General features: G+C 70.5%; 16 protein-coding genes. 14 read left to right on the forward strand and 2 right to left on the reverse strand.

What is annotated here, in order from left to right:
* Window positions 1–18 precede the first annotated feature (18 nt).
* From MUN74_RS16330 to MUN74_RS16395, 14 genes are all read left to right on the forward strand, one after another.
* Window positions 19–987: an AAA family ATPase gene (locus tag MUN74_RS16330; protein WP_244853635.1), complete on the forward strand. Its 969-nt coding sequence runs from the start codon at window positions 19–21 to the stop codon at window positions 985–987.
* On the forward strand, window positions 984–2,318 hold the full coding sequence (locus tag MUN74_RS16335; protein WP_244853637.1) for a DUF58 domain-containing protein: 1,335 nt from the start codon (window positions 984–986) through the stop codon (window positions 2,316–2,318). The genes MUN74_RS16330 and MUN74_RS16335 overlap by 4 nt, the downstream gene beginning before the upstream one ends.
* The gene (locus MUN74_RS16340) at window positions 2,315–4,621 is read left to right on the forward strand and encodes a transglutaminase TgpA family protein (RefSeq protein ID WP_244853638.1); all 2,307 of its coding nucleotides are present in this window, start codon (window positions 2,315–2,317) and stop codon (window positions 4,619–4,621) included. The genes MUN74_RS16335 and MUN74_RS16340 overlap by 4 nt, the downstream gene beginning before the upstream one ends.
* 9 nt (window positions 4,622–4,630) lie before the next feature.
* Complete coding sequence (locus MUN74_RS16345; protein ID WP_244853640.1) at window positions 4,631–5,221, forward strand: FHA domain-containing protein; 591 nt, start codon at window positions 4,631–4,633, stop codon at window positions 5,219–5,221.
* A 136-nt stretch (window positions 5,222–5,357) separates the two neighbouring features.
* Window positions 5,358–10,742, forward strand: a complete 5,385-nt coding sequence (locus MUN74_RS16350; RefSeq protein ID WP_244853642.1) for an Ig-like domain-containing protein — start codon at window positions 5,358–5,360, stop codon at window positions 10,740–10,742.
* 52 nt (window positions 10,743–10,794) lie between these two features.
* Window positions 10,795–11,763 carry an AAA family ATPase gene (locus MUN74_RS16355; protein ID WP_244853644.1) on the forward strand — a complete coding sequence of 323 codons (969 nt, stop codon included), beginning with the start codon at window positions 10,795–10,797 and terminating at the stop codon, window positions 11,761–11,763.
* A complete protein-coding gene (locus MUN74_RS16360; protein WP_244853646.1) occupies window positions 11,760–13,130 on the forward strand; it encodes a DUF58 domain-containing protein in 1,371 nt (456 codons plus the stop codon). The genes MUN74_RS16355 and MUN74_RS16360 overlap by 4 nt, the downstream gene beginning before the upstream one ends.
* Window positions 13,127–15,433, forward strand: a complete 2,307-nt coding sequence (locus MUN74_RS16365; protein ID WP_244853647.1) for a transglutaminase domain-containing protein — start codon at window positions 13,127–13,129, stop codon at window positions 15,431–15,433. Before MUN74_RS16360 ends, MUN74_RS16365 begins: the two co-directional genes overlap by 4 nt.
* A gap of 167 nt (window positions 15,434–15,600) precedes the next feature.
* Window positions 15,601–17,049 (forward strand): 3-isopropylmalate dehydratase large subunit, encoded by a 1,449-nt coding sequence (gene leuC, locus MUN74_RS16370; RefSeq protein WP_244853649.1) that lies wholly within the window; start codon window positions 15,601–15,603, stop codon window positions 17,047–17,049.
* On the forward strand, window positions 17,049–17,669 hold the full coding sequence (leuD, locus tag MUN74_RS16375) for a 3-isopropylmalate dehydratase small subunit (RefSeq protein ID WP_244853651.1): 621 nt from the start codon (window positions 17,049–17,051) through the stop codon (window positions 17,667–17,669). Before leuC ends, leuD begins: the two co-directional genes overlap by 1 nt.
* Window positions 17,666–19,036 carry a UDP-N-acetylglucosamine 1-carboxyvinyltransferase gene (gene murA / locus MUN74_RS16380; protein ID WP_244853653.1) on the forward strand — a complete coding sequence of 457 codons (1,371 nt, stop codon included), beginning with the start codon at window positions 17,666–17,668 and terminating at the stop codon, window positions 19,034–19,036. Before leuD ends, murA begins: the two co-directional genes overlap by 4 nt.
* A 7-nt stretch (window positions 19,037–19,043) precedes the next feature.
* Window positions 19,044–19,820, forward strand: a complete 777-nt coding sequence (locus MUN74_RS16385; protein WP_244853654.1) for a lysophospholipid acyltransferase family protein — start codon at window positions 19,044–19,046, stop codon at window positions 19,818–19,820.
* Window positions 19,810–20,943, forward strand: a complete 1,134-nt coding sequence (locus MUN74_RS16390; RefSeq protein ID WP_244853656.1) for an NAD(P)H-dependent glycerol-3-phosphate dehydrogenase — start codon at window positions 19,810–19,812, stop codon at window positions 20,941–20,943. The genes MUN74_RS16385 and MUN74_RS16390 overlap by 11 nt, the downstream gene beginning before the upstream one ends.
* Window positions 20,843–21,931 (forward strand): D-alanine--D-alanine ligase family protein, encoded by a 1,089-nt coding sequence (locus MUN74_RS16395; protein WP_244853658.1) that lies wholly within the window; start codon window positions 20,843–20,845, stop codon window positions 21,929–21,931. The genes MUN74_RS16390 and MUN74_RS16395 overlap by 101 nt, the downstream gene beginning before the upstream one ends.
* A 60-nt stretch (window positions 21,932–21,991) precedes the next feature.
* On the opposite strand, the gene MUN74_RS16400 is transcribed toward MUN74_RS16395, so the two are convergent.
* Complete coding sequence (locus MUN74_RS16400) at window positions 21,992–22,543, reverse strand: DUF3515 family protein (RefSeq protein WP_244853659.1); 552 nt, start codon at window positions 22,541–22,543, stop codon at window positions 21,992–21,994.
* Between the two features lie 44 nt (window positions 22,544–22,587).
* Window positions 22,588–24,321 carry a substrate-binding domain-containing protein gene (locus MUN74_RS16405; protein ID WP_244853661.1) on the reverse strand — a complete coding sequence of 578 codons (1,734 nt, stop codon included), beginning with the start codon at window positions 24,319–24,321 and terminating at the stop codon, window positions 22,588–22,590.
* Between the last annotated feature and the right edge of the window lie 71 nt (window positions 24,322–24,392).

Genomic DNA, 24,392 nt, shown 5'->3' on the forward strand with positions numbered 1-24,392 from the left:
CGAGAGAGAGCACGCGATATGTCAGTGACGCAGGATCAGGCGTTGTGGTTTCAGGATGCGTTTTCGAAGTTGGTCGATAACGTGGATCGGGCGATTCTGGGTAAGCGTGAGGTGATCGAGCTGGTCGTGACGGCGTTGCTGTCTGACGGGCACGTGCTGTTGGAGGATTTCCCGGGTACGGGGAAGACGGTGCTCGCGAAGGCGCTCGCGAACACGTTGGACGGGACGAATTCGCGGATCCAGTTCACGCCCGACCTGCTGCCGTCGGATGTGACGGGCGTGACGATCTACGACCAGGGCAAGGGGCAGTTCGAGTTCCATCGGGGTCCGATCTTCGCGTCGATCGTGTTGGCGGATGAGATCAACCGGGCGTCGCCGAAGACGCAGTCGTCGCTGCTGGAGGTGATGGAGGAGGGCAAGGTCACCGTCGACGGCGTCAGCTACGAGGTGGGCAGCCCGTTCATGGTGATCGCGACGCAGAACCCGGTGGAACAGGCCGGCACGTATTCGCTGCCGGAGGCGCAGTTGGACCGGTTCCTGATCAAGACGTCGCTGGGGTATCCCGATCATGACACCGCGGTGACGCTCCTGCTCGATTCGGCGAACCGTGCGCGGGCGTCGAAGGTGTCGCCGATCATCGCGCCGGAGTCGATCACGACGATGGCGCAGCTCGCGAGCGAGGTGTATGTGGATGCGGCGGTGCTGTCGTATCTGAACGAGTTGGTGTCGGCGACGCGTGCGGACAAGGATTCCGCGTTGGGTGTGAGCATGCGTGGGGCGTTGGCGTTGGCGCGTGCGGTGAAGACGCGGGCGATCTCGCAGGGGCGGACGTTCGCGACGCCGGATGACGTGCGCGAGCTGGCCGTTCCCGTCCTGGCGCATCGGATCATCGTGGATCCCGAGTCGGAGTTCGCGGGTGTGTCGGCGGTGGATATCGTGAACCGGGTGCTGGTCGAGGTCGCACCCCCGGCGTACCGGGCGGCATGACCACCGACACCCGTATCCCGACGACGCCTGCCCCCGAACCGGGGCGGGCGCCGTCCGCGGCGCCCTCGCAGACGGGCATCGCCTTCCGGGCGGTGCGTCGCTCGGTCGCGGCATCCCTGCAGGCGGCCTGGCGGGCCGTCGTACGCGCCGCCCGCGCGGTGGCGGCGTTCTGCGAACCCGTCACGGGCATCATCTCCACGACGGGGTGGCTCGTACTCGCGGCGGCGGCGGTCTCGCTCGTCGTGGCGTGGACCTTCGGGTGGCTCGAGTTCGCCTTCCTCGGGTTCACCCTGCTGGCGGCCGTCCTCGTCTCGATCGCGTTCGTCTTCGGCCGCATGCACTTCGAGGTCGGCATCGAACTGCAACCCGCCCGGGTCGTCGCCGGTGAGCGCGCCCTCGGCCGTCTCGGCGTGCGGAACGCCGGTTCGACCCCGTCGGCACCCGCTCGCATCGAGCTGCCCGTCGGCGCAGGACTCGCCGAGTTCGTCGTGCCGCACCTCGCGCCGGGCGATGAGCACGACGAGCTCTTCGCCGTGCCGACGAACCGGCGTGCCGTGATCGTCGCCGGTCCGGCGGTCTCCGTGCGCGGCGATCAGCTCGGGATGCTGCGGCGGACGGTCCGCTGGACCGACCCCGTCGAGCTCTTCGTGCATCCCGTGACGGCACGGCTGCTGCCGTCGGCCGCAGGCCTCGTGCGCGACCTCGAGGGCGAGATCACGAAGGTCATCACGAACAACGACATCTCGTTCCACGCGCTCCGTGCGTACGAGCCCGGCGACCCGCTGCGCAACGTGCACTGGCGCACGTCGGCCCGCACGGGTCGGCTCATGGTGCGCCAGTACGAGGAGACGCGACGCTCGCAGCTCGCGCTCGTGCAGTCGACCGAGCGCTCGCACTACGCCTCCGACGACGAGTTCGAGCTCGGCGTCTCGGTGCTCGCATCCATCGGCGTGCAGGTCATCCGCGACCAGACCCGGCTCTCGGTCGTGACCGAGCGCGTGAGCCTGCGCACGGCGACGCCGACCACGCTCCTCGACGACTCCTGCCGCATCGAGCCGGTCGAACGCGTCTACCCGACGATGCGGGACTTCGTGCGCGAGGCGACGAAGCGGCTCCCCGCGCCGAGCGTCGTCATCGCCGTCGGCGGTTCGGCCCTGCCGCTCGCCGAGTTCCGCGCCGTCGAGACGGTGTTCGGCAACGACACCCAGACGATCGCCGTTCGCGTCGAGCTCGGTGCCGCGTCGACGCTCACCAAGATCGCCGGCATGACCGTCGCGACGGTCGGCGAGCTGGCCGACCTGCCCCGGCTGATGCGGAGGGTGCGCCCATGAGACGCCTGCCCCGCAACGTCGTGAGCGACCTGCTCGTACTCAGCCTGCTGTCGCTGCTCGGCATCATCGGCTACGAGACGAGCTTCGGCGACCTCAACTTCCTCGTCGCGGCGATCGCCGGACTCGTCGTCGGCACGCTCGTCGCCGTCGCCGGCTCGATGTGGCGACTCGGCGTCGTGACGACCGTGCTCGTCGCGATCGCCGCCTACTTCCTCCTCGGCACGCCGTTCACGATGCCCGAGCAGGGCATCGCCGTGGTGCTGCCGAGCCTCGCCTCGCTCGCAGGACTCGCCTACGGCGCCGTCTTCGGGTGGGCCGACATCGTCACGATCGGCACCCCGGTGGAGGCGCCGTACTACGTCGCCGCGCTGCCGTACTTCGCGGCCTGGCTCGTGTCGCTCGTCGGCACGATGCTCGCGATCCGCTGGCTGCCGAAGCGGCGCACCGCCCTGCGCGCGAGCGTGCTCGTCGTCGGCCCGGCGCTCCTCTACCTGTCGGGCATCCTGCTCGGCACCGACGAGCCCTACTTCGCGGGCGTGCGCGGGGTCGCGTTCGCGGTCATCGCCCTCGTGTGGATCGCGTGGCATCGCGGAACGACCGTCGAGGCGAGCGGCGAGGGGGCCAAGCGCCTGCGCCGTCAGAAGGTCACCGGCACCGCCGCGGTCGTCGCCGGGGCGGTCGCGATCGGCGCCCTCGCGGGCGTCGCGTTCGCCCCCGTGAGCCCCGACCGGTTCGTGCTGCGCGACGAGGTGGTGCCGCCGTTCGACCCGCTCGAGTTCCCGAGTCCGCTGTCGGGCTTCCGGAAGTACACGAAGGACCTGGCCGAGGAGACGCTCTTCACGGTGCGCGGGCTCGAACCCGGCGACACCCTGCGCCTCGCGACGATGGACTCGTACACCGGTCGACTCTGGAACGTGGCCGGCCCTGAGGATGCGGGATCCGACGCGGGCTACGGCATCGTCGGCGAGTCGCTGCCGAAGCCCGGTCTCGCCGACCTCGGGTCGAAGCGCGATCTCGAGATCGAGATCGGCGCGTACTCCGACGTGTGGTTGCCGACCGTGGGCTACGGCAGCACCCTCCGCCTCGACGACGCCGACAGCGCCGCGCGCGCGGGCGACCTGCGCTACAACCCCGACGCGGGCACCGCAGTCCTGACGAGCGGCATCGGCGAGGGCACCCGGTACGAGCTGACGGCGAACGTGCAGCGCGAACCCGACACCGAGGCGCTGCTCGACGTGCCGGTCGCCGACCTCACGCTGCCGATCGTCGAGAACTCACCCGACGTCGCCGACGCCAAGGCGCAGGAACTCGCGGGCGATGCGGCCAGCCCCATCGAGCAGCTCCGCGCGATCGAGAAGGCGCTCAAGACCAACGGGTTCCTGAGTCACGGCCTCGCGTCCGACGAGGTCGCGTCGCGGGCCGGTCACGGTGCCGACCGCATCACCGAGCTCTTCACGCGCTCGCAGATGGTCGGCGACGCCGAGCAGTATGCGGCCGCCATGGCGCTCATGGCCCGCGACCTCGGCTACCCGGCCCGGGTCGTGATGGGCTTCGCGCCCGAGGTCGCCGAGGGTCAGGACGAGGTCGAGGTCGTCGGCGACGACGTCACCGCATGGGTGGAGGTCGCGTTCGACGGCGTGGGCTGGGTCGCCTTTCACCCGACCCCCGACCAGGTCGACGTGCCGAAGGAGGAGACCCCGAAGCCCAAGTCCGAGCCCCAGCCCCAGGTGCGCCAGCCGCCGCGCGCCGAGCACACGGAGGACGAGCTGCTCGCGACCGTCGAGATCGACGACTCCGACGATGACGACAAGGACAAGCCGTTCCAGATCCCCGGTTGGGTGTGGGTCGCGCTCGGGTCGATCGCGATCCCCGCAGCGCTCGTCTTCCTGCCGATGCTCGCCGCGGCGACCGTGAAGGCCGCGCGCCGGCGACGGCGTCGCTCGGGCCCGAACGACCGCCAGGCGGCGGCCGCGTGGGAGGAGCTCGTCGACCGCTACGCCGAGCTCGGCTTCGAGCCGCCGTCGCACGCGACCCGACTACAGTCGGCGACGGTGCTCGAGCGCCAGATCGCCGAGCAGGGGCTCGCCCAGTCGATGATCGGGCCGGATGCCGCTGACGGACCGGTGCCGCTGACGGCGCTGGCCGCGACGATCGACCGCGACGTGTTCGACGGCAGCGCCGTCGCCGACGAGGTCGTGACCCGACGCTGGACCGAGGCCGACGCGGCGACGGCCGCCGTGACCGCCGCGGTGGGCCGGGCGCGCCGCTTCATCAGCCGCTACCGCATCCGCAGGCGTCGCTAGGCTGGAACGGTGGCCGAACCCGATTTCATCGTTCCGCCTCCGGGGCTCGTTCCCCAGGCGCCGCAGCCGCACGCGCCCGATCGCACGGTGCGGGCGGTACCGCGCACGCTGCCGACCTTCGCGCCCGCCGGGCCGCTGATCGGGGCGCCGGGCGCACCGTTGCCGAAGCCGCCGAGCCGAGACGCCGCGCCCGCCGTCGCGACGCCGTCGCCGACGGAGTCGCCCGCCGTTCCGTCGACTCCGGCCGCGCCGGTCACCGGCCCCGCGTGGCGTCTCGTCGCGGCATCCGGATTCGAGGTCGTGATCGACGGACCGGTCGTGCTCGGCCGCGACCCGCAGCCGGCCGCGACGCCGGGCGCACGTCCGGTCGCCGTCGACGACCCTGCGCGCACGGTCTCGAAGACGCACGCCTACGCCGAGCCGATCGCCGAGGGGCTGCGCGTGACCGACCTCCGTTCGACGAACGGGGTACGGGTCGAAGGCCCCGACGGAGCGGTGCGCGAACTGGCGCAGGGGGAACCGACCCTCGTGGCCGTCGGATCGGCGCTCTATCTCGGCGAGTTCGGACTCCGCGTCGACGGGCTCGCTCGCCCGGTCTGAGCGGTCGGTGCGGCCTTCGGGCCCGGGCCGTCATGGGGAGCGCTCCCCATTCGGGGGACGACTGATCGCGTGTTAGCCTCACACCGACCGAATGGGCCGTGCTCGTCGGTGTTGTTCGCCGATTCGAGGAGTGCGCGTGAAGGGCATCGCTGCGTGGGTGCGCGCGCACAAGTCGCTGGCGGTGACGGTCGTCCTGGCGGTGCTCGCCGGAGTTCCGTTGACGCTCGCGGTGCTGCATCAGGGGTTCCCGGTCACCGACCCCGATCTGCACGCCCGCAACGTCTGGGTCACGAACGGCGAGAAGCTGCTCGCCGGGCGGTTGAACCGGCAGATCGAGGAGCTCGACGCGGCGGTCGCGACGGCCTCGAGCGACGCCGACGTCTTCCAAGACGGTGACGACGTCTTCCTCTATGACCCGGGCGCCGGATCGATCGAGCGCATCGACCGTGCGTACACCACCCTCGTCCAGCGCATCGACGTGCCGCCGTCGTCGCAGGTCGCGTTCGGCGGCGGCGTGCTCGCCGTGCTCTCGCCGAAGGGCGAGCTCTGGCGGGTGCCGGCCGGCGGCGAGCTCGCCTTCGACTGGCGCGGCACCGACCCTATCGCGAAGCTCGCCGGCGAAGCACGGGTGGCGGTGAGCACGCACGGCACCGTCTTCGGCACCTCGTCGAAGAAGCGCACGGTGCTCGCACTCGCGAAGGACGAGCTCGAACCGGCCTCGACGAAGGTCGCGGCGTTCGGTGCACACCAGCTCGCCGCCGTCGGCGAAGAACCCGTCGTGCTCGACACCGCCGACAGCCGGTTGATCACGCGCGAGCGGGCGATCGACCTGCCGACGCCGGGCGTCCGCCTGCAGCAGTCCGGTCCGGCGGCCGACGACGCCGTCGTCGCGACGGGCGAAGGCCTCCTCGAGGTTCCCCTCGCGGGCGGCACGGTCGAGCAGGTGGCGGCCGAGGCCGACCCGGTCGACGGCGACCCCGAACGCATCGCCGCGCCGGCGCGGGTCGGCGCGTGCGTGCACGCGGCGTGGGTCGACAGCGCACGGTACCTGAAGGTGTGCGACGGCGAGTCGACCGCGATCGACATCCCCGACGTGTCGAGCGGGGCACGGCTCGAGTTCCGGGTCAACCGCGACGTCATCGCGCTCAACGACCTCCGCACGGGCGACTCGTGGCTCGCCGACGACGAGCTCACGGTCGTCGACAACTGGAGCGACGTCACCCCGCCGAAAGACGGCGAGACCGACGAGGAGGGCGACGAGGAGGTCTCGCAGCAGACCTTCGAAGACGCGCTCGCCCAGCGCACCGAGCAGAACCGCCCGCCCGTTGCGAACGACGACGAGTACGGCGTCCGCCCCGGCCGGGCGACCATCCTCGACGTGCTCTCGAACGACAGCGACGTCGACGGCGACGTGCTCGTCATCGCGAAGACCTCCGAGATCTCCGAGCAGGCCGGTCGCCTCGAGTCGATCGACGGCGGACGCGCCCTCCAATTCACGCCGGCAGCCGGGCTGACCGGCACGGTCTCGTTCCGGTACGGCATCGACGACGGCCGAGACGGCGTCGCCGAGGCATCCGTCAACGTGAGCGTCAGCCCCGAGACCGTCAACGAGCCGCCGACGTTGCTGCGCAAGACCGCCCTCAGCGTCGAGCAGGGCCAGAAGACGACGTACAACGTGCTCGCCGACTGGCGCGATCCCGACGGCGACGACCTCTACCTCGTGAACGCCTCGCCGAAGAGCGGCGACGCCGTGCGCACGAGCCCCGACGGGTACCTCACGTTCGAGCACAAGTCGTCGGAGCTCGGTCGCAAAGAGGTGCAGTACACCGTGTCCGACGGCGCGACGACGGCCACGGGCACCCTCGTCGTCGAGGTGAAGCCGGCCGGGGCCATGGAGCCGATCGGTACACCCGACTACCAGCAGGCGTTCGTGGGACAGACCGTGCAGCTCACGCCGCTCGCGAACGACGTGTCGCCCTCCGGGGCCCCGATCAAGCTCCTCGGCGTCGTCGAGGCCGACGACCAGCCCGACTGGTTCGGGCTCACCCCGAACCTCGAGCGCGGCGTCATCTCGTTCAGCGCGACCGAACCGGGCGATGCGCAGTTCATGTACGAGCTCGGCGCCGGCGAGGCGACGAGTCGCGGGCTCATCCGCGTGCACGTCACCGAACCGCCCGCGAGCCTCGCCGACGCGCCGCCGATCGCGGTGCGCGACACCGCCTACCTCCGGGCGGGCGAGCCCGCGACCATCCCCGTGCTCGCGAACGACGTGTCGCAGTCCGGTTCCGTGCTCGCGGTGCAGACCGTCGACGACGCGGCGGTGCAGGGCCAGGTCACGGTCGAGATGGTGTCGAACGCGGCCATCCGGGTGTCGAGCTCCGAGGCGCTCGACAAGCAGGTGCAGTTCGCCTACACGATCTCCGACGGCTCGCAGACGTCGACCTCGACGGTGACCGTCGTACCGGTGCCGCCGCTCGTCAAGCACCAGCCGCCCGTCGCGATCGACGATCGCGCGACCGTTCGCGCGGGCGACATCGTCACGGTGCCGGTGCTCGCCAACGACTTCCACCCCGACGGGGCGACCATGCACGTCGCCGATGAACTCGATGTCCGCGAGCTGCAGGGAGCGGGCCTCGCCTTCGTGAGCCGCGACCACGTGCGGTACCAGGCGCCCGACGAGCCCGGCACCTACCGGCTCGTCTACACGCTGACCGACGACTTCGGGCAGGTCGCCCGCGCCCAGGTCGTGTTCGACGTGACCAAGAAGGGCGGCGGCACGAACCGCTCGCCGCTGCCCGAGCCGCTCACCGCGCGCGTGTTCGAGGGGTCGGTCGTGCGCATCGACGTGCCGCTCGATGGTCTCGACCCCGACGGTGACTCCGTCGTGCTGACCGGCCTCGAGAACCCGCCGGCCCTCGGTCGCGTCGTCGGCCGCACGAGCCGCAGCATCTCGTACGAGGCGTTCCCCGGTTCGACCGGCACCGACACGTTCAGCTACACCCTGAGCGACGCGTTCGGCGCGACCGCGGTCGGCACCATCCGGGTCGGCGTCATCCCGCGTCCGCCGATCATGCTGCCGCCGAAGGCGGTCGACGACGCCATCGAGATGCGTCCCGGCCGCACCGGCTCCGCCGAGGTCCTGCTCAACGACACCGACCCGAGCGGCTACGCGCTGCAGGTGAGCGGCATCCCCGAGGTGAGTGAGGGACTGACCGCCGAGATCGACGACCAGCGCCGCATCGTGGTGACCGCCCCGAAGGAGGAGGGCGGCTACACGATCCGCTACGAGATCTCGAACGGGCACGGCGGCGTCGACTCGGCCTTCCTGCAGATCGCCGTCAAGAAGGATGCGAAGATCCTGCCGCCGACCGCCGAAGACCAGGTCGTCGAACCCGAAGAGGTCGCCGACGGCCAGGCCGTCAACGTCGACCCGCTGCACGACGCGACGAATCCCGGCGGCCTCGTCGACGACCTCGTCGTCACCGTCGAGGGGCCGAACGCGGATGCCGCGAAGGTGCGCTCCGACGGCTCGATCGATGTCACGCCGGGCGCCGAGCGATTCGCGGTCGCGTACCGGGTCACGAACGAGGTCGACGACCTCTCGGCGATGGCGTTCGTCATCGTGCCACCGGTGCCCGGTCAGGAGGTGCCGCTCGAGGACCGGCCGAAGTCGGTCGGCGGACCCACGCCGACCCCGACGCCCGGCGCGAGCGAGAAGCCCGAACCGACGAAGCAGAAGACGAAGGAGGAGCTCGAGAAGGAGGAGCGCGACAAGTACCCCGCGCCTCACCTCAAGCAGCTCGACCCCATCGTCGTGCCCATGAACGGCTCGATCGAGTGGTCGGTCGACGACCTCGTCGAGGTGCCGAGCGGGCAGCCCGCCCTCATCCTGTCCGCGACGGCGCAGAAGGCGCGCTCCGACGCGTTCGTCGACGGCACCCACCTGCAGTTCCAGCCCGAGAAGGACTACCGCGGTCCCGCGTCGATCACGTTCGAGGTGACCGACGGCAAGGACGCCGACGATCCGATCGGGCGCAAGGCGCTGCTCACCCTGCCGATCACGGTCGGCGACGCGAACTACAACGACACGCCGCCGACGTTCACGCCGCGCCAGGAGACGATCGAGGCCGGCGAGGCGCCGATCGAGATCGACCTGCGGCAGTCGACCGGGCAGCCGAACCCCGACAACATCGACAAGATCGGCTACGGCAACCTGAAGAGCACGAACGCGAAGATCAACGGCGAGATCGTCGACGGTCACACCCTGCGCGTGTCGGCGCCGCTCGGCGTGCAGAAGGGCGAGCAGAGCACGTTCAGCTTCGACCTCACGTTCAACGAATTCACCGTGAAGGGCTCGGTCGACATCAAGGTCGTCTCGTCGACGCGTGCGAGCGCGAGCGCGAACGACGACGCCGTCGACATGCTCCGCAGCGAGTCGAAGACGGTCGACGTGCTCGCGAACGACTTCAATCCGTTCGCGCAGGACGGCAAGCCACTGCGCATCGTCGCCGCCGAGATCAACCAGGCCGACGTCGGATCGAACGCGTCGGTGACCTTCACGGCGACCGACGTGACGGTGCGCACGGGTGCGGCCTTCACCGGCACGCTGAGCGTCGTCTACACGGTCGAGGACGCCACCGAGGACCCCGACCGCCGGGTGCGCGGCAACCTGATCGTCACGGTGCGCGACAAGCCCGACACACCTGGCGCGCCGTCGGCCACCGCAGCTGGTTCGCAGACCGCGAACGTTCGGTGGCAGGCCCCTGCAGACAACAACTCGCCCATCCTCGACTACACGCTCATCTGGACCGGCGGCGGGCAGCGGACGTTCCCCGCGAGTGCGGCCGGCGTCACGCAGACGATCACCGGCCTGACCAACGGAACCGCGCACACGTTCCAGGTCCTCGCCCGCAACGCCATCGGCATGAGCTCGTATTCGGCGCCCTCTCCGGCGGTTACGCCGTACGGGACACCGGGCACGCCCAGTGTGAACGCGAGCGTGTCGGGGTACGCGCCGGGAACGATCAACGCGAGTTGGTCGACACCAACCACGGGCGGTGGGTCGTTGAAGTACACCGCGTGCCTCAATAACGGCAGCTGCAAGGAGGTCACCGGTACTTCGACCTCGTGGGGCGGCGCAGGAGCAGGCACGTACCGCGTAACGGTGAAGGCGACGAACAGTGGTGGACTCACCGGTGGTACTGGCACCAGCAACGCGGTCAGCGTGGAGAATCCGCCGCCGCCGCCGAAGGTCGTTTCTCTGTCGCGTAGCGCTGCAGAGAGTTGCAGCAACGGCAACTGGGGCTGCACGTGGTACGTGATCAGTGTTTCGGGCTTCCCTGCGAACACCACGCAGACGGTTCAGACCTTCTGCGGCAGCGACTCGGTGTTCCGGACGACCTCGATGTGGGTTGGTGGTGACGGCCGGGGGACGTTCGACGGTTCGAAGACGAAGACCGGCGGCAAGTGCGCGAACTGGGGTTACGTGATCGTCGGCGGCGTGAGAAGCAACAATTGGTGACATTTTCGATGAGTCGACAGGCTCGTGGGTTTCGAGTTGAGGAAGACAAGACATGACGGTTTCGCAGGATCAGGCGTTGTGGTTTCAGGATGCGTTTTCGAAGTTGGTCGATAACGTGGATCGGGCGATTCTGGGTAAGCGTGAGGTGATCGAGCTGGTCGTGACGGCGTTGCTGTCTGACGGGCATGTGTTGTTGGAGGATTTCCCGGGTACGGGGAAGACGGTGCTTGCGAAGGCGCTCGCGAACACGTTGGACGGGACGAATTCGCGGATCCAGTTCACGCCCGACCTGCTGCCGTCGGATGTGACGGGCGTGACGATCTATGACCAGGGCAAGGGGCAGTTCGAGTTCCATCGGGGTCCGATCTTCGCGTCGATCGTGTTGGCGGATGAGATCAACCGGGCGTCGCCGAAGACGCAGTCGTCGCTGCTGGAGGTGATGGAGGAGGGCAAGGTCACCGTCGACGGCGTCAGCTACGAGGTGGGCAGTCCGTTCATGGTGATCGCGACGCAGAACCCGGTGGAGCAGGCGGGCACGTATTCGCTGCCGGAGGCGCAGTTGGACCGGTTCCTGATCAAGACGTCGCTGGGGTATCCCGATCATGACACCGCGGTGACGCTCCTGCTCGATTCGGCGAATCGTGCGCGGGCGTCGAAGGTGTCGCCGATCATCGCGCCGGAGTCGATCACGACGATGGCGCAGCTCGCGAGCGAGGTGTATGTGGATGCGGCGGTGTTGTCGTATCTGAACGAGTTGGTGTCGGCGACGCGTGCGGACAAGGATTCCGCGTTGGGTGTGAGCATGCGTGGGGCGTTGGCGTTGGCGCGTGCGGTGAAGACGCGGGCGATCTCGCAGGGGCGGACGTTCGCGACGCCGGATGATGTGCGTGAGCTGGCCGTTCCCGTCCTGGCGCATCGGATCATCGTGGATCCGGAGTCGGAGTTCGCGGGTGTGTCGGCGGTGGATATCGTGAACCGGGTGCTGGTCGAGGTCGCACCACCGGCGTACCGGGCGGCATGACCACCGACACCGAGGCCCCGCACGCGCAGGCGGGGCCGTCCAGCCCCACGCCGAGCGCACCGTCGAAGCCGGCGGCGCGTCCCGCGCGCGCCGAGGCGACCGACCAGACGCGCTTCGCGCTGCGACTCGCCGCGAGCACGGCCGGTCGCGCACTCGCGCGCGCCGGGCACGGCCTCGGTACCGCCGCACGCGCCGTCGGGCGGTTCGCGGCCCCCGTGACGTCGACGATCACGACGATGGGGTGGCTCGTCATCGTTGCGGCCCTCGTCTCGTTCGTCATCGCCGCGGTGCTCGACTGGGTCGAGTTCGTCTATCTCGGGGCGACCCTCGCGGCCGCCCTCCTCGTGGCACTGCCGTTCGTCTTCGGGCGGATGCGCTTCGACGTCGCCGTCGAGCTCGAACCGCACCGGGTCGTGGCGGGCTGTCGCGCGCTCGGCCGGCTCCTCGTCACGAGCACGGCGCCGAAGGGCACCGCTCCCGCGAAGATCGAGCTCCCGGTGGGCGAGGGCGTGGCCGAGTTCGTCGTGCCCTCGCTCGCATCGGGCGCCGAGCACGAGGAGCTCTTCGCGGTGCCGACGCATCGCCGCGCCGTGATCGTCGCCGGCCCCGCCGTCTCGGTGCGCGGCGACCAGCTCGGCCTCCTCCGCCGCGCCGTGCGGTGGAACGACCCCGTCGAACTCTTCGTGCACCCGGTCACCGCACGCCTGAAGCCCTCGGCGGCCGGACTCGTGCGCGACCTCGAGGGCACCCCGACGAGGACCATCACCGACCACGACATCTCCTTCCACGCACTCCGCCCGTACGAGCCCGGCGACCCGCTGCGCAACGTGCACTGGCGAAGCTCGGCGCGCACCGGTCAGCTCATGGTGCGCCAGTACGAGGAGAGCCGGCGGTCGCAGCTCGTGCTCATGCTCTCGACCGACGAGTCGCACTACGCCGACGACGACGAGTTCGAGCTCGCCGTCTCCGTCTTCGCCTCGATCGGCGTGCAGGTCGTGCGCGACCGCACGCAGCTCGCGGTCGCGACCGAGCACGGGCCGCTCTCCACGACCACGGTGACGGCGCTCCTCGACGACACGAGCCGCATCACGCCGACCTCGGGCCGGCACGCGAGCATCCGCGAGTTCGCCCGCGAGGCGACCCGCCGCCTCGCGCCCGCGAGCGTCGCGATGATCGTGACCGGTTCGGGCGCCGGTCTCGCCGACGTCCGTGCCGCCGAGACCGTGTTCGGCCCCGAGACCCAGCTCGTCGCCGTGCGCGTCGAGCGCGGCGCCCCCGCCCGCCTCGGCCGCATCGCCGAGACCGTCGCGGTGACGGTCGGCGAGCTGTCGGAGCTCTCGGCGCTCATGCGGAGGGCGCACCCGTGAAACGCATCCCCGCCGCCTCGATCGTCGACCTCTCGGTGCTGTCGGTGCTCTCGCTCGTCGCGATCGCCGGCTTCGAGACGAGCTTCGGCGGCCTCGACTTCCTCGTCGCCGCGGTCGCGGGCGTCGTCGTTGGCACGCTCGTCGCCGTGCTCGGCACGATGCTGCGCCTCGGCGTGCTCCCGACCGTGCTCATGGCGATCGTCGCGTACTTCCTGTTCGGCACGCCGTTCACGATGCCCGAGTCGGCGCTCTACCTCGTGCTGCCGAGCCTCAACTCGCTCACCGGTCTCGCGCTCGGCGCCGTCTTCGGGTGGGCCGACATCCTCACGATCGGCACCCCCGTGCAGGCGCCCGCGTACATCGCGGTCGTGCCCTACTTCGCGGCCTGGATCGTGTCGCTCGTCGGCGCAATGCTCGTGCTGCGCTGGTTGCCGCGACGGCGCACCGTGCTGCGGGCGAGCCTGCTGCTCATCGGTCCGGTGCTGCTCTACTTCGCCGGCATCCTGCTCGGCACCGACCAGGCCTACCTCGCAGGGGCGCGTGGCGTCGTGTTCGCCGGCATCGCCCTCGCCTGGCTGGCCTCGCGTCGCGGGTCGGCGATCGAGGCCGAGGGGGAGGGGGCGAAGCGCCTGCGCGCGCGTCGGATCCGCGGTTCGGCCGTGGTCGTCGCCGGTGCGCTCGTCGTCGGCGCCGTCGCCGGGTTCGCACTCGCACCGACCCAGACCGACCGGTTCGTGCTGCGCGACCAGGTCGTGCCGCCCTTCGACACGACGCAGTACCCGAGTCCGCTCAGCGGCTTCCGCGCGTACACGAAGACCAAGGCCGACGAGACGATCTTCACGGTCGAGGGCATGCAGCCGGGCGACGTGCTCCGCCTCGCGACGATGGACGCGTACGACGGCCAGCTCTACGGCATCGCCGGCCCCGACGGGCGCTCGGCCGACGGCGGCTACGCCATCACGGGCGAGACCCTGCCCGAGCCGCCGCTCGCGACGCTCGACGGCGGTCGCACGCTCGACGTCACGGTCGACGACTACGCCGACGTCTGGTTGCCCACGGTCGGCTACGGCCGCGACCTGCGGCTCGAGGGCGCGGCATCCGCCCGCTCGGGAGACCTGCGGTACGACGCGGCCGCCGGCACCGCCGTGCTGAAGAGCGGGCTGCGTGCGGGCGACGAGTACCGGCTCACCGCCGACGTGCAGGCCGAGCCCGACGACGACGCGCTCGCCGACGTCGCCGTCGCCGACGTCCCGCTGTCGACCGTCGACGAGGTGCCCGATGTCGTGACCGCGAAGGCGAAGGAGCTCGCGGGCGACGACCCGAGCCCGATCGCGCAGCTGCGTTCGATCGAGAAGGGCCTCCAGAACGGCGGCTTCCTGAGCCACGGCCTCTCCTCCGACAAGGTGCCGTCGCGCGCGGGGCACGGCGCCGACCGGCTCATCGAGTTGTTCACCCGTTCGACCATGGTCGGCGACGAGGAGCAGTACGCCGCGGCGATGGCCCTCATGGCCCGTCAGCTCGGCTACCCGGCGCGCGTGGTCATGGGCTTCGCACCCGACGTCGAGGAGGGCCAGACGCGCGTCGAGGTGCAGGGCTCCGACGTCACCGCGTGGGTCGAGGTGCCGTTCGAGGGCGTCGGCTGGGTCGCGTTCCACCCCACGCCCGACCGCACCGATGCGCCGCAGCAGGAGACACCGAAGACGAAGAGCGTGCCGCAGCCGCAGGTGCGACAGCCCCCGCGCGCCGAGCACTCGGCCGACGAGCTGCTCTCGACGACGCAGATCGACGACAGCGAGAAGAAGAAGAAGGACCGCCCGTTCGAGGTCCCCGGGTGGGTGTACGTCACCGGCGGTTCGATCCTCGCGCTCGCGGCGATCGTGTTCCTGCCGATGCTCGTCGTCGTCGCCCGCAAGGCGGGCCGTCGGCGCCGCCGTCAGCGCGGTGCCGGCGATCGCAGCGCCGCCGGGGCGTGGGAGGAACTGCTCGACCGATCCGCCGAGCTCGGCCTCGAGACGCCCGAGCGCTCCTCGCGGTCGCAGGCGGCCGGCTCGCTCGAGCGGCAGCTCGCCGACCAGGGGCTCGATCCGCGCGTCGACGGCCAGCCGGTGCGGCTGCGCACGCTCGCGGCGACGATCGACGGCGACGTGTTCGCGGGCGAGACGGTGCCCGAGGAGACCGCCACCCGGCGCTGGACCGAGGTCGACGCGGTCGTCGACGCGATGGGCGGTGTCGCGGGCGGCCTGCGTCGGTTCGTCGCGCGGTACCGGTTCTCGAAGCGGATGCCGCGGCGTGACGCCCGATGACCGCCGGGGCCGCCCGCGGTCGGCGTGCCTGCGGCGAGGTGTTAGCCTGAGGGTCATGCGCGCGCCACGACTTCTCCTTCGTCGCCGCGACGGGGCTTCGATCTGAGGCCGTCCCCGTCGCGGAGTCCGTCGTCGGCCGAAACCGATCCTCGAAGGAAGACGAACGAATGAACGCTGCGCACGATGACGCCGCACGTCCCCGCACCCTGGCCGAGAAGGTCTGGACCGACCACCTCGTCAAGCAGGGCGAAGACGGCACTCCCGACCTGATCTACATCGACCTGCACCTCGTGCACGAGGTCACGAGCCCGCAGGCCTTCGACGGCCTCCGCATGGCGGGCCGCCCGGTGCGCCGGCCCGACCTCACGATCGCGACCGAGGACCACAACACCCCGACGCTCGAGATCGACCGGCCCATCGCCGACCCGACGAGCCGCACCCAGATCGAGACCCTCCGCAGGAACGCGAAGGAGTTCGGCATCCGGCTGCACTCGCTCGGCGACAAGGAGCAGGGCATCGTGCACGTCGTCGGCCCGCAGCTCGGCCTGACGATGCCCGGCATCACCGTCGTCTGCGGCGACTCGCACACCTCGACGCACGGCGCCTTCGGCGCGATGGCGTTCGGCATCGGCACGAGCGAGGTCGAGCACGTGCTCGCGACGCAGACCCTGCCGTTGAAGCCGTTCAAGACGATGGCGATCAACGTCGAGGGCACCCTGCGCCCCGGCGTGACCGCGAAGGACATCATCCTCGCCGTGATCGCGAAGATCGGAACCGGTGGCGGCCAGGGCTACGTGCTCGAGTACCGTGGCTCCGCGATCCGCGCCCTGTCGATGGACGGCCGCATGACGATCTGCAACATGTCGATCGAGGCCGGCGCACGCGCCGGCATGGTCGCACCCGACGAGACCACCTTCGCGTACCTGAAGGGCCGGGCGCACGCGCCCGAGGGTGACGACTGGGACGCCGCGGTCGAGTACTGGAAGACGCTGCCGACCGACGAGGGCGCCGAGTTCGACGCCGAGGTCTTCATCGACGCCGACGCCCTCGAGCCCTTCGTCACGTGGGGCACGAACCCCGGCCAAGGCGTCTCCCTCTCCGAGTCGGTCCCCGACCCGGCGACGATCGAAGACCAGCACGAGCGCGCCGCCGCCGAGCGGGCGCTCGAGTACATGGACCTCACCGCAGGCACCCCGCTCAAGGAGATCAGGGTCGACGCGGTCTTCATGGGGTCGTGCACGAACAGCCGCATCGAAGACCTCCGTGCGTTCGCGTCGATCATCGAGGGCAAGCAGAAGGCCGACGGCGTGCGCGTCATGGTCGTCCCGGGCTCCGCCCGGGTTCGGCTCGAAGCCGAGGCCGAGGGGCTCGACAAGGTGTTCGAGGCGTTCGGCGCCGAGTGGCGCTTCGCGGGCTGCTCGATGTGTCTCGGCATGAACCCCGACCAGCTCGCGCCGGGGGAGCGCTGCGCGTCGACGTCGAACCGCAACTTCGAAGGACGCCAGGGCAAGGGCGGGCGAACGCACCTCGTCTCGCCGCTCGTCGCTGCGGCGACCGCCATCCGGGGCACGCTGTCGAGCCCCTGGGATCTGCAGAACGAAGGAGAGGTGCGCTGATGCAGAAGATCACGACCGTCACGGGCGTCGCCGTTCCGCTGCGCCGCTCCAACGTCGACACCGACCAGATCATCCCCGCGGTGTTCCTCAAGCGGGTCACCAAGACCGGCTTCGACGATGCGCTGTTCCACGCCTGGCGGCAGGACCCCGAGTTCATCCTCAACCGGCCCGAGTACGAGGGTGCGAAAGTGCTCATCGCCGGCCCCGACTTCGGCACCGGTTCGAGCCGCGAGCACGCCGTGTGGGCGCTGCGCGACTACGGCTTCGACGTCGTCATCAGCTCGCGCTTCGGCGACATCTTCCGCGGCAACTCCGGCAAGCAGGGCCTGCTCGCCGCCCAGGTCGCCTACGAAGACGTCGAGCGCCTGTGGGAGGTCGTCGAGGCCGACCCGGGAATAGCAGTGACGGTCGATCTGGTTGCACGAACGGTGAGCGCGGGTGCGCTCACCGTGCCGTTCGACATCGACGACTACACTCGATGGAGGCTTCTGGAGGGCCTGGACGACATCGGCCTCACCCTCCGGGACGAAGACGCCATCGCCGAGTTCGAGACACATCGAGCGGCGTGGCGGCCCAAGACGCTCCCCATCCGGGAGCCGGCGGAATCAGGGAGTCTGTGAACACACTCGGGCAAGATGCCAAGAACCATGGAACGGCAGTCGGGTTGAACGTCGACAAGATCACGATCAACGGCGGCAAACCGCTCCGCGGCCGGATCGAACTGAAGGGCGCCAAGAACCTCGTCACCAAGGCGATGGTGGCGGCGATCCTCGGCGACACCCCGAGCGTGTTGAAGAACGTGCCCAACATCAGCGACGTGCGCATCGTGCGCGGGCTGCTCGAGGTGCACGGCGTGAGCGTCACCCACGGCATCGAGGAGGGCGAGCTCATCCTCGACCCGTCGGGCGTCGCGACCGCGCACATGGCCGACATCGACGCCCACGCGGGGTCGAGCCGCATCCCGATCCTGTTCTGCGGGCCGCTCCTGCACCGGCTCGGCGAGGCCTTCATCCCCGACCTCGGCGGCTGCCGCATCGGTGACCGCCCGATCGACTACCACCTCGAGGTGCTGCGCAACTTCGGCGCCATCGTCGAGAAGCTGCCGAGCGGCATCCGCATGTCGGCGCCGGCCGGCCTGCACGGCGCCAAGGTCTCGCTGCCGTACCCGAGCGTCGGGGCGACCGAGCAGGTGCTGCTCACGGCCGTCCTCGCCGACGGGATCACCGAGCTCTCGGGCGCTGCGATCGAGCCCGAGATCATGGATCTCATCAACATCCTCCAGAAGATGGGCGCGATCATCACGGTCGACACCGACCGCGTCATCCGCATCGAAGGCGTCGACAAACTCGACGGCTACACGCACCGCGCGCTCTTCGACCGCAACGAGGCCGCGAGCTGGGCTGCCGCTGCGCTCGCGACCGACGGCGACATCTTCGTCGGCGGCGCCCGCCAGGCGGAGATGCTCACCTTCCTCAACGTCTTCCGCAAGGTCGGCGGCGCGTTCGAGATCGAGGAGGAGGGCATCCGCTTCTACCACCCCGGCGGTGAGCTCAAGCCCGTCATCATCGAGACCGACGTTCATCCGGGCTTCATGACCGACTGGCAGCAGCCGCTCGTCGTCGCCCTCGCGAAGGCGAAGGGCGTGTCGATCGTGCACGAGACGGTCTACGAGCAGCGGTTCGGCTTCGTCGACGCCCTCGTCGAGATGGGCGCCTCGATCGAGGTGCACAAGGAGTGCCTCGGCGGACGGCCCTGCCGCTTCGGCCAGCGCAACTTCAAGCACTCGGCGGTCATCTCGGGTCCGGCGACCCTCACCGGCGCCGACATCGAGGTGCCCGACCTCCGCGGAGGGTTCAGCCACCTGATCGCGGCGCTCACCGCCGAGGGCACCTCGACCGTCTCGAACGTCGGCATCATCGCGCGCGGGTACGAGGACTTCATCACGAAGCTCGAGCTGCTCGGGGCGGACTTCGAACTCGAAGGATAATAGGGGAGTGCCACACGACACCTCCTCGGCGAACGCCACCGCGAAGCCCGGCTCGGAGAAGCGGCGTCCGTCGTTCTTCTGGGTGCTCGCCGTCCTGATCCTGCCCCTGCTCAGCCTGGTGATCCGCTTCCGGTTCCACCACCGCGAGCGCATGCCCCAGACGGGCGCCTTCGTGCTCGCGCCGAACCACTACAGCGAGATCGACCCGGTCGTCATGGGCGCGGCCGCCTGGAAGCTCGGCCGTGCGCCGCGGTTCCTCGCGAAGGCGTCGCTCTTCAAGAACCCCGTCGTCGGCTGGTTCCTGCGCACCTCGGGCCAGATCCCCGTCGAGCGCACCGGCTCGAACGGGCACCAGGCGCTGCGTGCCGCCGAGGAGCTCGTCGAGAAGGGTCGGATGGTCATCGTCTACCCCGAGGGGTCGCTGACCCGCGACCCCGACCTCTGGCCCATGCGCGGCAAGACGGGGGCGGTCCGGATCGCACTCGAACGCGACATCCCGATCGTGCCGGCCGCCCACTGGGGCACCCAGGCGGTGCTGCCGCGGTACAGCAAGAAGCCCAGCCTCTTCCCGCGCAAGACGATCGACGTGATCATCGGCGAGCCGCTCGACCTCACCGCGTACCGCGGCAAGCCGCTCGACCAGGCCATGCTGCTGAAGGCGACGGGCGAACTCATGGACGCGATCGCCGGGCTCCTCGCCGAACTGCGCGACGAGCCGGCACCCGCCGAGCGCTGGAACCCGGCCGCCCACGGCCAGAAGGAGACGGGGCGACTTGAAGACTAGGCAGAAGCCGCCGCACGGCACCCGCGTCGCCGTCCTCGGCGCCGGCAGCTGGGGCACGACGTTCGCGAAGATCCTCGCCGACGGCGGCGCCGACGTCGTGCTCTGGGCCCGGCGGCCCGAGATGGCCCGCGAGATCCAGGAGGCCAAGCGCAACAGCGACTACCTCCCCGGCATCAACCTGCCGTTGAGCCTGCGCGCCACGAGCCGCCTCGACCTCGCCCTCGCCGGGGCCGAGCAGGTGTTCGTCTCGGTGCCGAGCCAGTCGCTGCGCGACAACCTGATCGCGATCGAGCCGCACCTCCACGCGGAGGCGAAGATCGTGTCGCTCATGAAGGGCGTCGAGAAGTCGACGGGCCTGCGCATGAGCGAGGTCATCGCCGACGTGCTGCCGATCGACGAGTCGCAGATCGCGGTCATCTCGGGCCCGAACCTCGCGCTCGAGATCGCGAAGGAGCAGCCGACCGCCGCGGTCGTCTCGTCGACGAGCCTCGAGACCGCGCAGGCGATCGCGTCGATCGCGCGCAACACCTACTTCCACTCGTTCGTCAACACCGACGTCATCGGCACCGAGTTCGGCGGCGTGCTGAAGAACCTCATCGCCGTGGCGATCGGCATCGTCGACGGCGCCGGCTACGGCGAGAACACGAAGGCGTCGATCATCACGCGCGGACTCGTCGAGATGACCGACTTCGCCGTCGCCTTCGGCGCCCACCCCGAGACGCTCTCTGGCCTCGCGGGCCTCGGCGACCTCATCGCGACGAGTCAGTCGCCGCTCTCGCGCAACAACACCGCGGGGCGTCTGCTCGGGCAGGGCTATCACCTGAACGACGTGGTGAACCGGATGCAGCAGACCACCGAGGGTCTCGCCTCGGTCGGCCCGATCCTCGAACTCGCGCGGGCGAAGGGCGTCGACATGCCCATCGTCGAACAGGTCCGACAGGTGCTCGCGGGCACCCTCGACCCGAAGGACATCGCCCCGCACCTCACGACCGACGACGAGCCGCAGGGCGAAAGGACGAAAGATGGACAAGCTCACGGTGGTTCTGCTGTTCGGCGGGCGCTCAAGCGAGCATTCGATCAGCTGCGCCACGGCGGGCGGGGTGCTGGGGGCGATCGACCGTAGCCGCTTCGACGTGATCCCCGTCGGGATCACGCGCGACGGCGCCTACGTGCTCGAGGCCGACGACCCGACGCGGTTCGCGCTCGACCCGGCGCACCTGCCCGAGGTCGTCGACAACGGCACCCGGGTGGCCTGGCCCACCTCGGCGTCCTCCCGCGAGCTCACCGTCACGGATGCTGCGGGCACGCGTTCGCTCGGCGACGTCGACGTCGTGTTCCCGATCCTGCACGGACGGTTCGGCGAGGACGGCACGATCCAGGGCCTGCTCGAGCTCGTGGGCCTGCCGTACGTCGGCAACGGCGTGCTCGCCTCGTCGCTCGGCATGGACAAGCACTTCACGAAGACGGTGCTCGAGGGTGCCGGCATCCCCGTCGCGCCGTGGGTGACCGTGACGCGTGCCGGGCTCGCGAGCGACCCCGAGCTGTGGGACCGGCGCATGCACAGCCTCGGCCTGCCGGTGTTCGTGAAGCCGGCCCGCGCCGGCTCGTCGGTCGGTGTCAGCAAGGTCGACGACTGGGCGAAGCTGCACGACGCGCTCGACGTCGCCTTCGCGGAAGACGGCACCGTGCTCGTCGAGTCGGGCGTCGTCGGCCGCGAGATCGAGTGCGCCGTGCTCGAGGGGCGCGACGGCACGCCGCAGGTCAGCGTCGCCGGTGAGATCGTCATGACGGGCCGCGAGTTCTACGACTTCGAGGCGAAGTACCTCGACGCGCCCGGCGTCGAACTGGTCTGCCCGGCCGACCTCGGCGACGGCGAACTGTTCGAGCTGCAGCGCATCGCGCGGCGGGCGTTCGAGGCGATCGGCGGGCAGGGGCTGGCCCGGGTCGACGTGTTCCTCACCGGCGAGGGCTACGTCGTCAACGAGATCAACACCATGCCGGGCTTCACGCCCATCTCGATGTTCCCGACGTGCTGGCTGAACTCGGGGCTCAGCTACCCCGAACTCATCACGGAGCTCATCGAGGTCGGGCACGCGACAGGCGCCCGATAGGGCTTCGCCCGGCGGCCCGGCGGCCCGGCAGCCCGGCGGCCCGGCGGGCCGAGACCTCGGTCAGCCGGCCGCGGGCTCCTCGGTGGGGGCGGCGTCGTCGACCGAGGTGCACGCGGCCTCGGCGGGGATGACGGCGACCGCGCTCGACAGGTCGGTGAGCACGGTCGTGCCCGAGACCACGTCGCTGTCGACGAGCACCTCGACGGCGGGCGTGCGCCCGTAGGTCGTGAACCGGTAGTTCGGCTTGTCGGTGTCGTCCATGAGCCAGTCGACGCCGTTCACCGAGTAGCAGGTGTCGGTCGTCGGCCCCGGCGTCGCGACGCCGCAGCGCAGGAGCACCGAGGCGGGTGAGCCCCACGCGCCCGTGCCCTGTGCGTTCGTCTCGCGCTCGGGCTGCTCCTCGCCGGTCTCGGGGGCGTTCGGATCGGGGTTCTGGTTGAGCACCTCGGGCAGACGCACGACGAGGGCCGCGCAGTCGGGCGAGCTCGCGCCGTCGGCCGCGTCGATCGGCACGGGCTGACTGCAGCCGGCGAGCGAGAGCACGAGTGCTGCGGAGCCGGCGGCGACGAGGGGGAGGCGGGCGCGACGGAGGCGGGCGTTCGGCTGAGACATCCCCTTCAGGGTAGCCGTCGCAACCAGGACGCCCGCTGCACGGATCAGCAGTTCGGGCGGCAGGCGCGCTGCGAGAGCGCGTCCGTGAGCACGGTCGAGAGATCCTGCGGCTTCGCGGCCGAGTACGCGGCACCGCCGGTGGCCTTCGCGATCGCGCGCATCGCCTGCACGTCGGTGTCGGGACCGATGCCGACGAGCACGACGGGTACCGGCTTCGCCGGGTCGTCGAGCTTCGCGAGCTTGTCGAGGAGCGTCTCGAGCGAGATGCCGTTCTCGTCCTCGTTGCGACCGTCGGTCAGCAGCAGCACCGAGTTCACCCGATCGGCGTCGTAGGTCGTGCGCATCTGGGCGACCGCGGCGAGCACGGTGTCGTAGAGTCCGGTGGCGCCGCCGAGGCGACCCGGCAGGGATGCGATCGCCGTGTCGATGCGGGCGCGCTGCTCGTCGTCGCCGAGGCTCTGGACGGGCGCGAGCGACTCCCAGTCGCGGTCGCCGGCTCGCGCGGTGGAGAAGATCCACATCCCGAGGTCGACGTCGCCGGAGAACTGCGAGAGCGTCTTCGTCGCAGCCTGGGTGAGCAGGTCGATGCGGCGCAGACCCGTGACGGTCGGCTCCTCCATCGATCCCGACACGTCGATGACGCTGAGGATGCGCGACCGGAGGCTCAGGACGCCCCAGGTACGGAGGATCGCCACCTGTGCACCCGCCGCTGAGGCGTCGACGGCGACGGCTTCCGCGAGCACGCCCTCCTGTTCGAGGGTGCCCGACCCGGTGCCGTCGCGGAATCCGTCGGCGGCGAACGCGTCCTTCGCCGACCAGAGCGCGAGCTTCAGCGCGTCGAGCTCGCGGGCATGCAGGGCGACGGCGCGCGCTTCGGGGGTGTCGTCGGCCTCGGCGTCGTCGGCGGGCAGGTTCTTGGCGAGTTCCGACTCGTCGAGCACGCGCAGGAACGGGTAGGTGAGCGCGAGCGTGCCGTCGGCGGGGTAGAGCGCGACGAGCGGCGTCGACGCGCCCTCGCGGTTGTGACGGGCGATCTGCTGCTCGCTCGCGATCGCGACCGTGCCGTCGGCGCCGTCGGCGAGTGCGTCGAACGCCTCCTCGACGGACGCGGGCATCGTGTCGTTGAGCTCGATCATGGCCTGCTGGAACTGGCGCGGCGATCCGATGTCGGCGCGTCGTTCCATCGCCTGCAACGCGCTGAGACTGGCCGAGGACGCCTCGGGGTCGGGCAGGAGTGCCGAGAACCCGTCGTTCAGGAGCGCGTTCCAGCTGAGATCCTCGTCGCCCACCGCATCGGACCGGTCGGCGCGGGCGGCGAAGACGACGGGGCTCGAGGCGATCGACCGTTCGAGCGCGAGGTCGGGGACCGGGCGGCCGAGGGATCGGGCGATGCCCGACATGCGCACGAGCCAGACGGGGGAGTCGGGGATCCAGGCGTCGAGCTCGGAGGCGTTGCCGGACGCGAGCATCGCCGCGGTGTCGGCCGACGCCTGGGCGACGACCTCGGTGCGCGAGCACGAGCCCTCGGCGGCGTCGTGGTCGGCGGCGACGGCCTCGACGGTCGCCGCGATCGCCGGGTCGGCGACGACGGTGAGCTCGACCGGCTTCGTGCACGGGACCTCGGGATGCATCCAGCTGTCGAAACCGCCGCTCGCCCAGGCGACGCCGGCACCGCCGACGAGCGCGACGACGACGGTGGCTGCGCCGACGGCGGCCATCAGCCGCCGTCGGCGCCGACGGATCGCAGCTCGCTCGGCTCTCTCGCTCTGTCGGCTCACGCATGCTCCATTGCACGGGGCGATGAGCGGGGTGGACTCACCGCGATCGGGTCTCTTGGACGAACCCGGCG

The sequence above is a fragment of the Agromyces sp. H17E-10 genome (genome assembly GCF_022919715.1).
In the GTDB taxonomy this organism is placed as follows: domain Bacteria; phylum Actinomycetota; class Actinomycetes; order Actinomycetales; family Microbacteriaceae; genus Agromyces.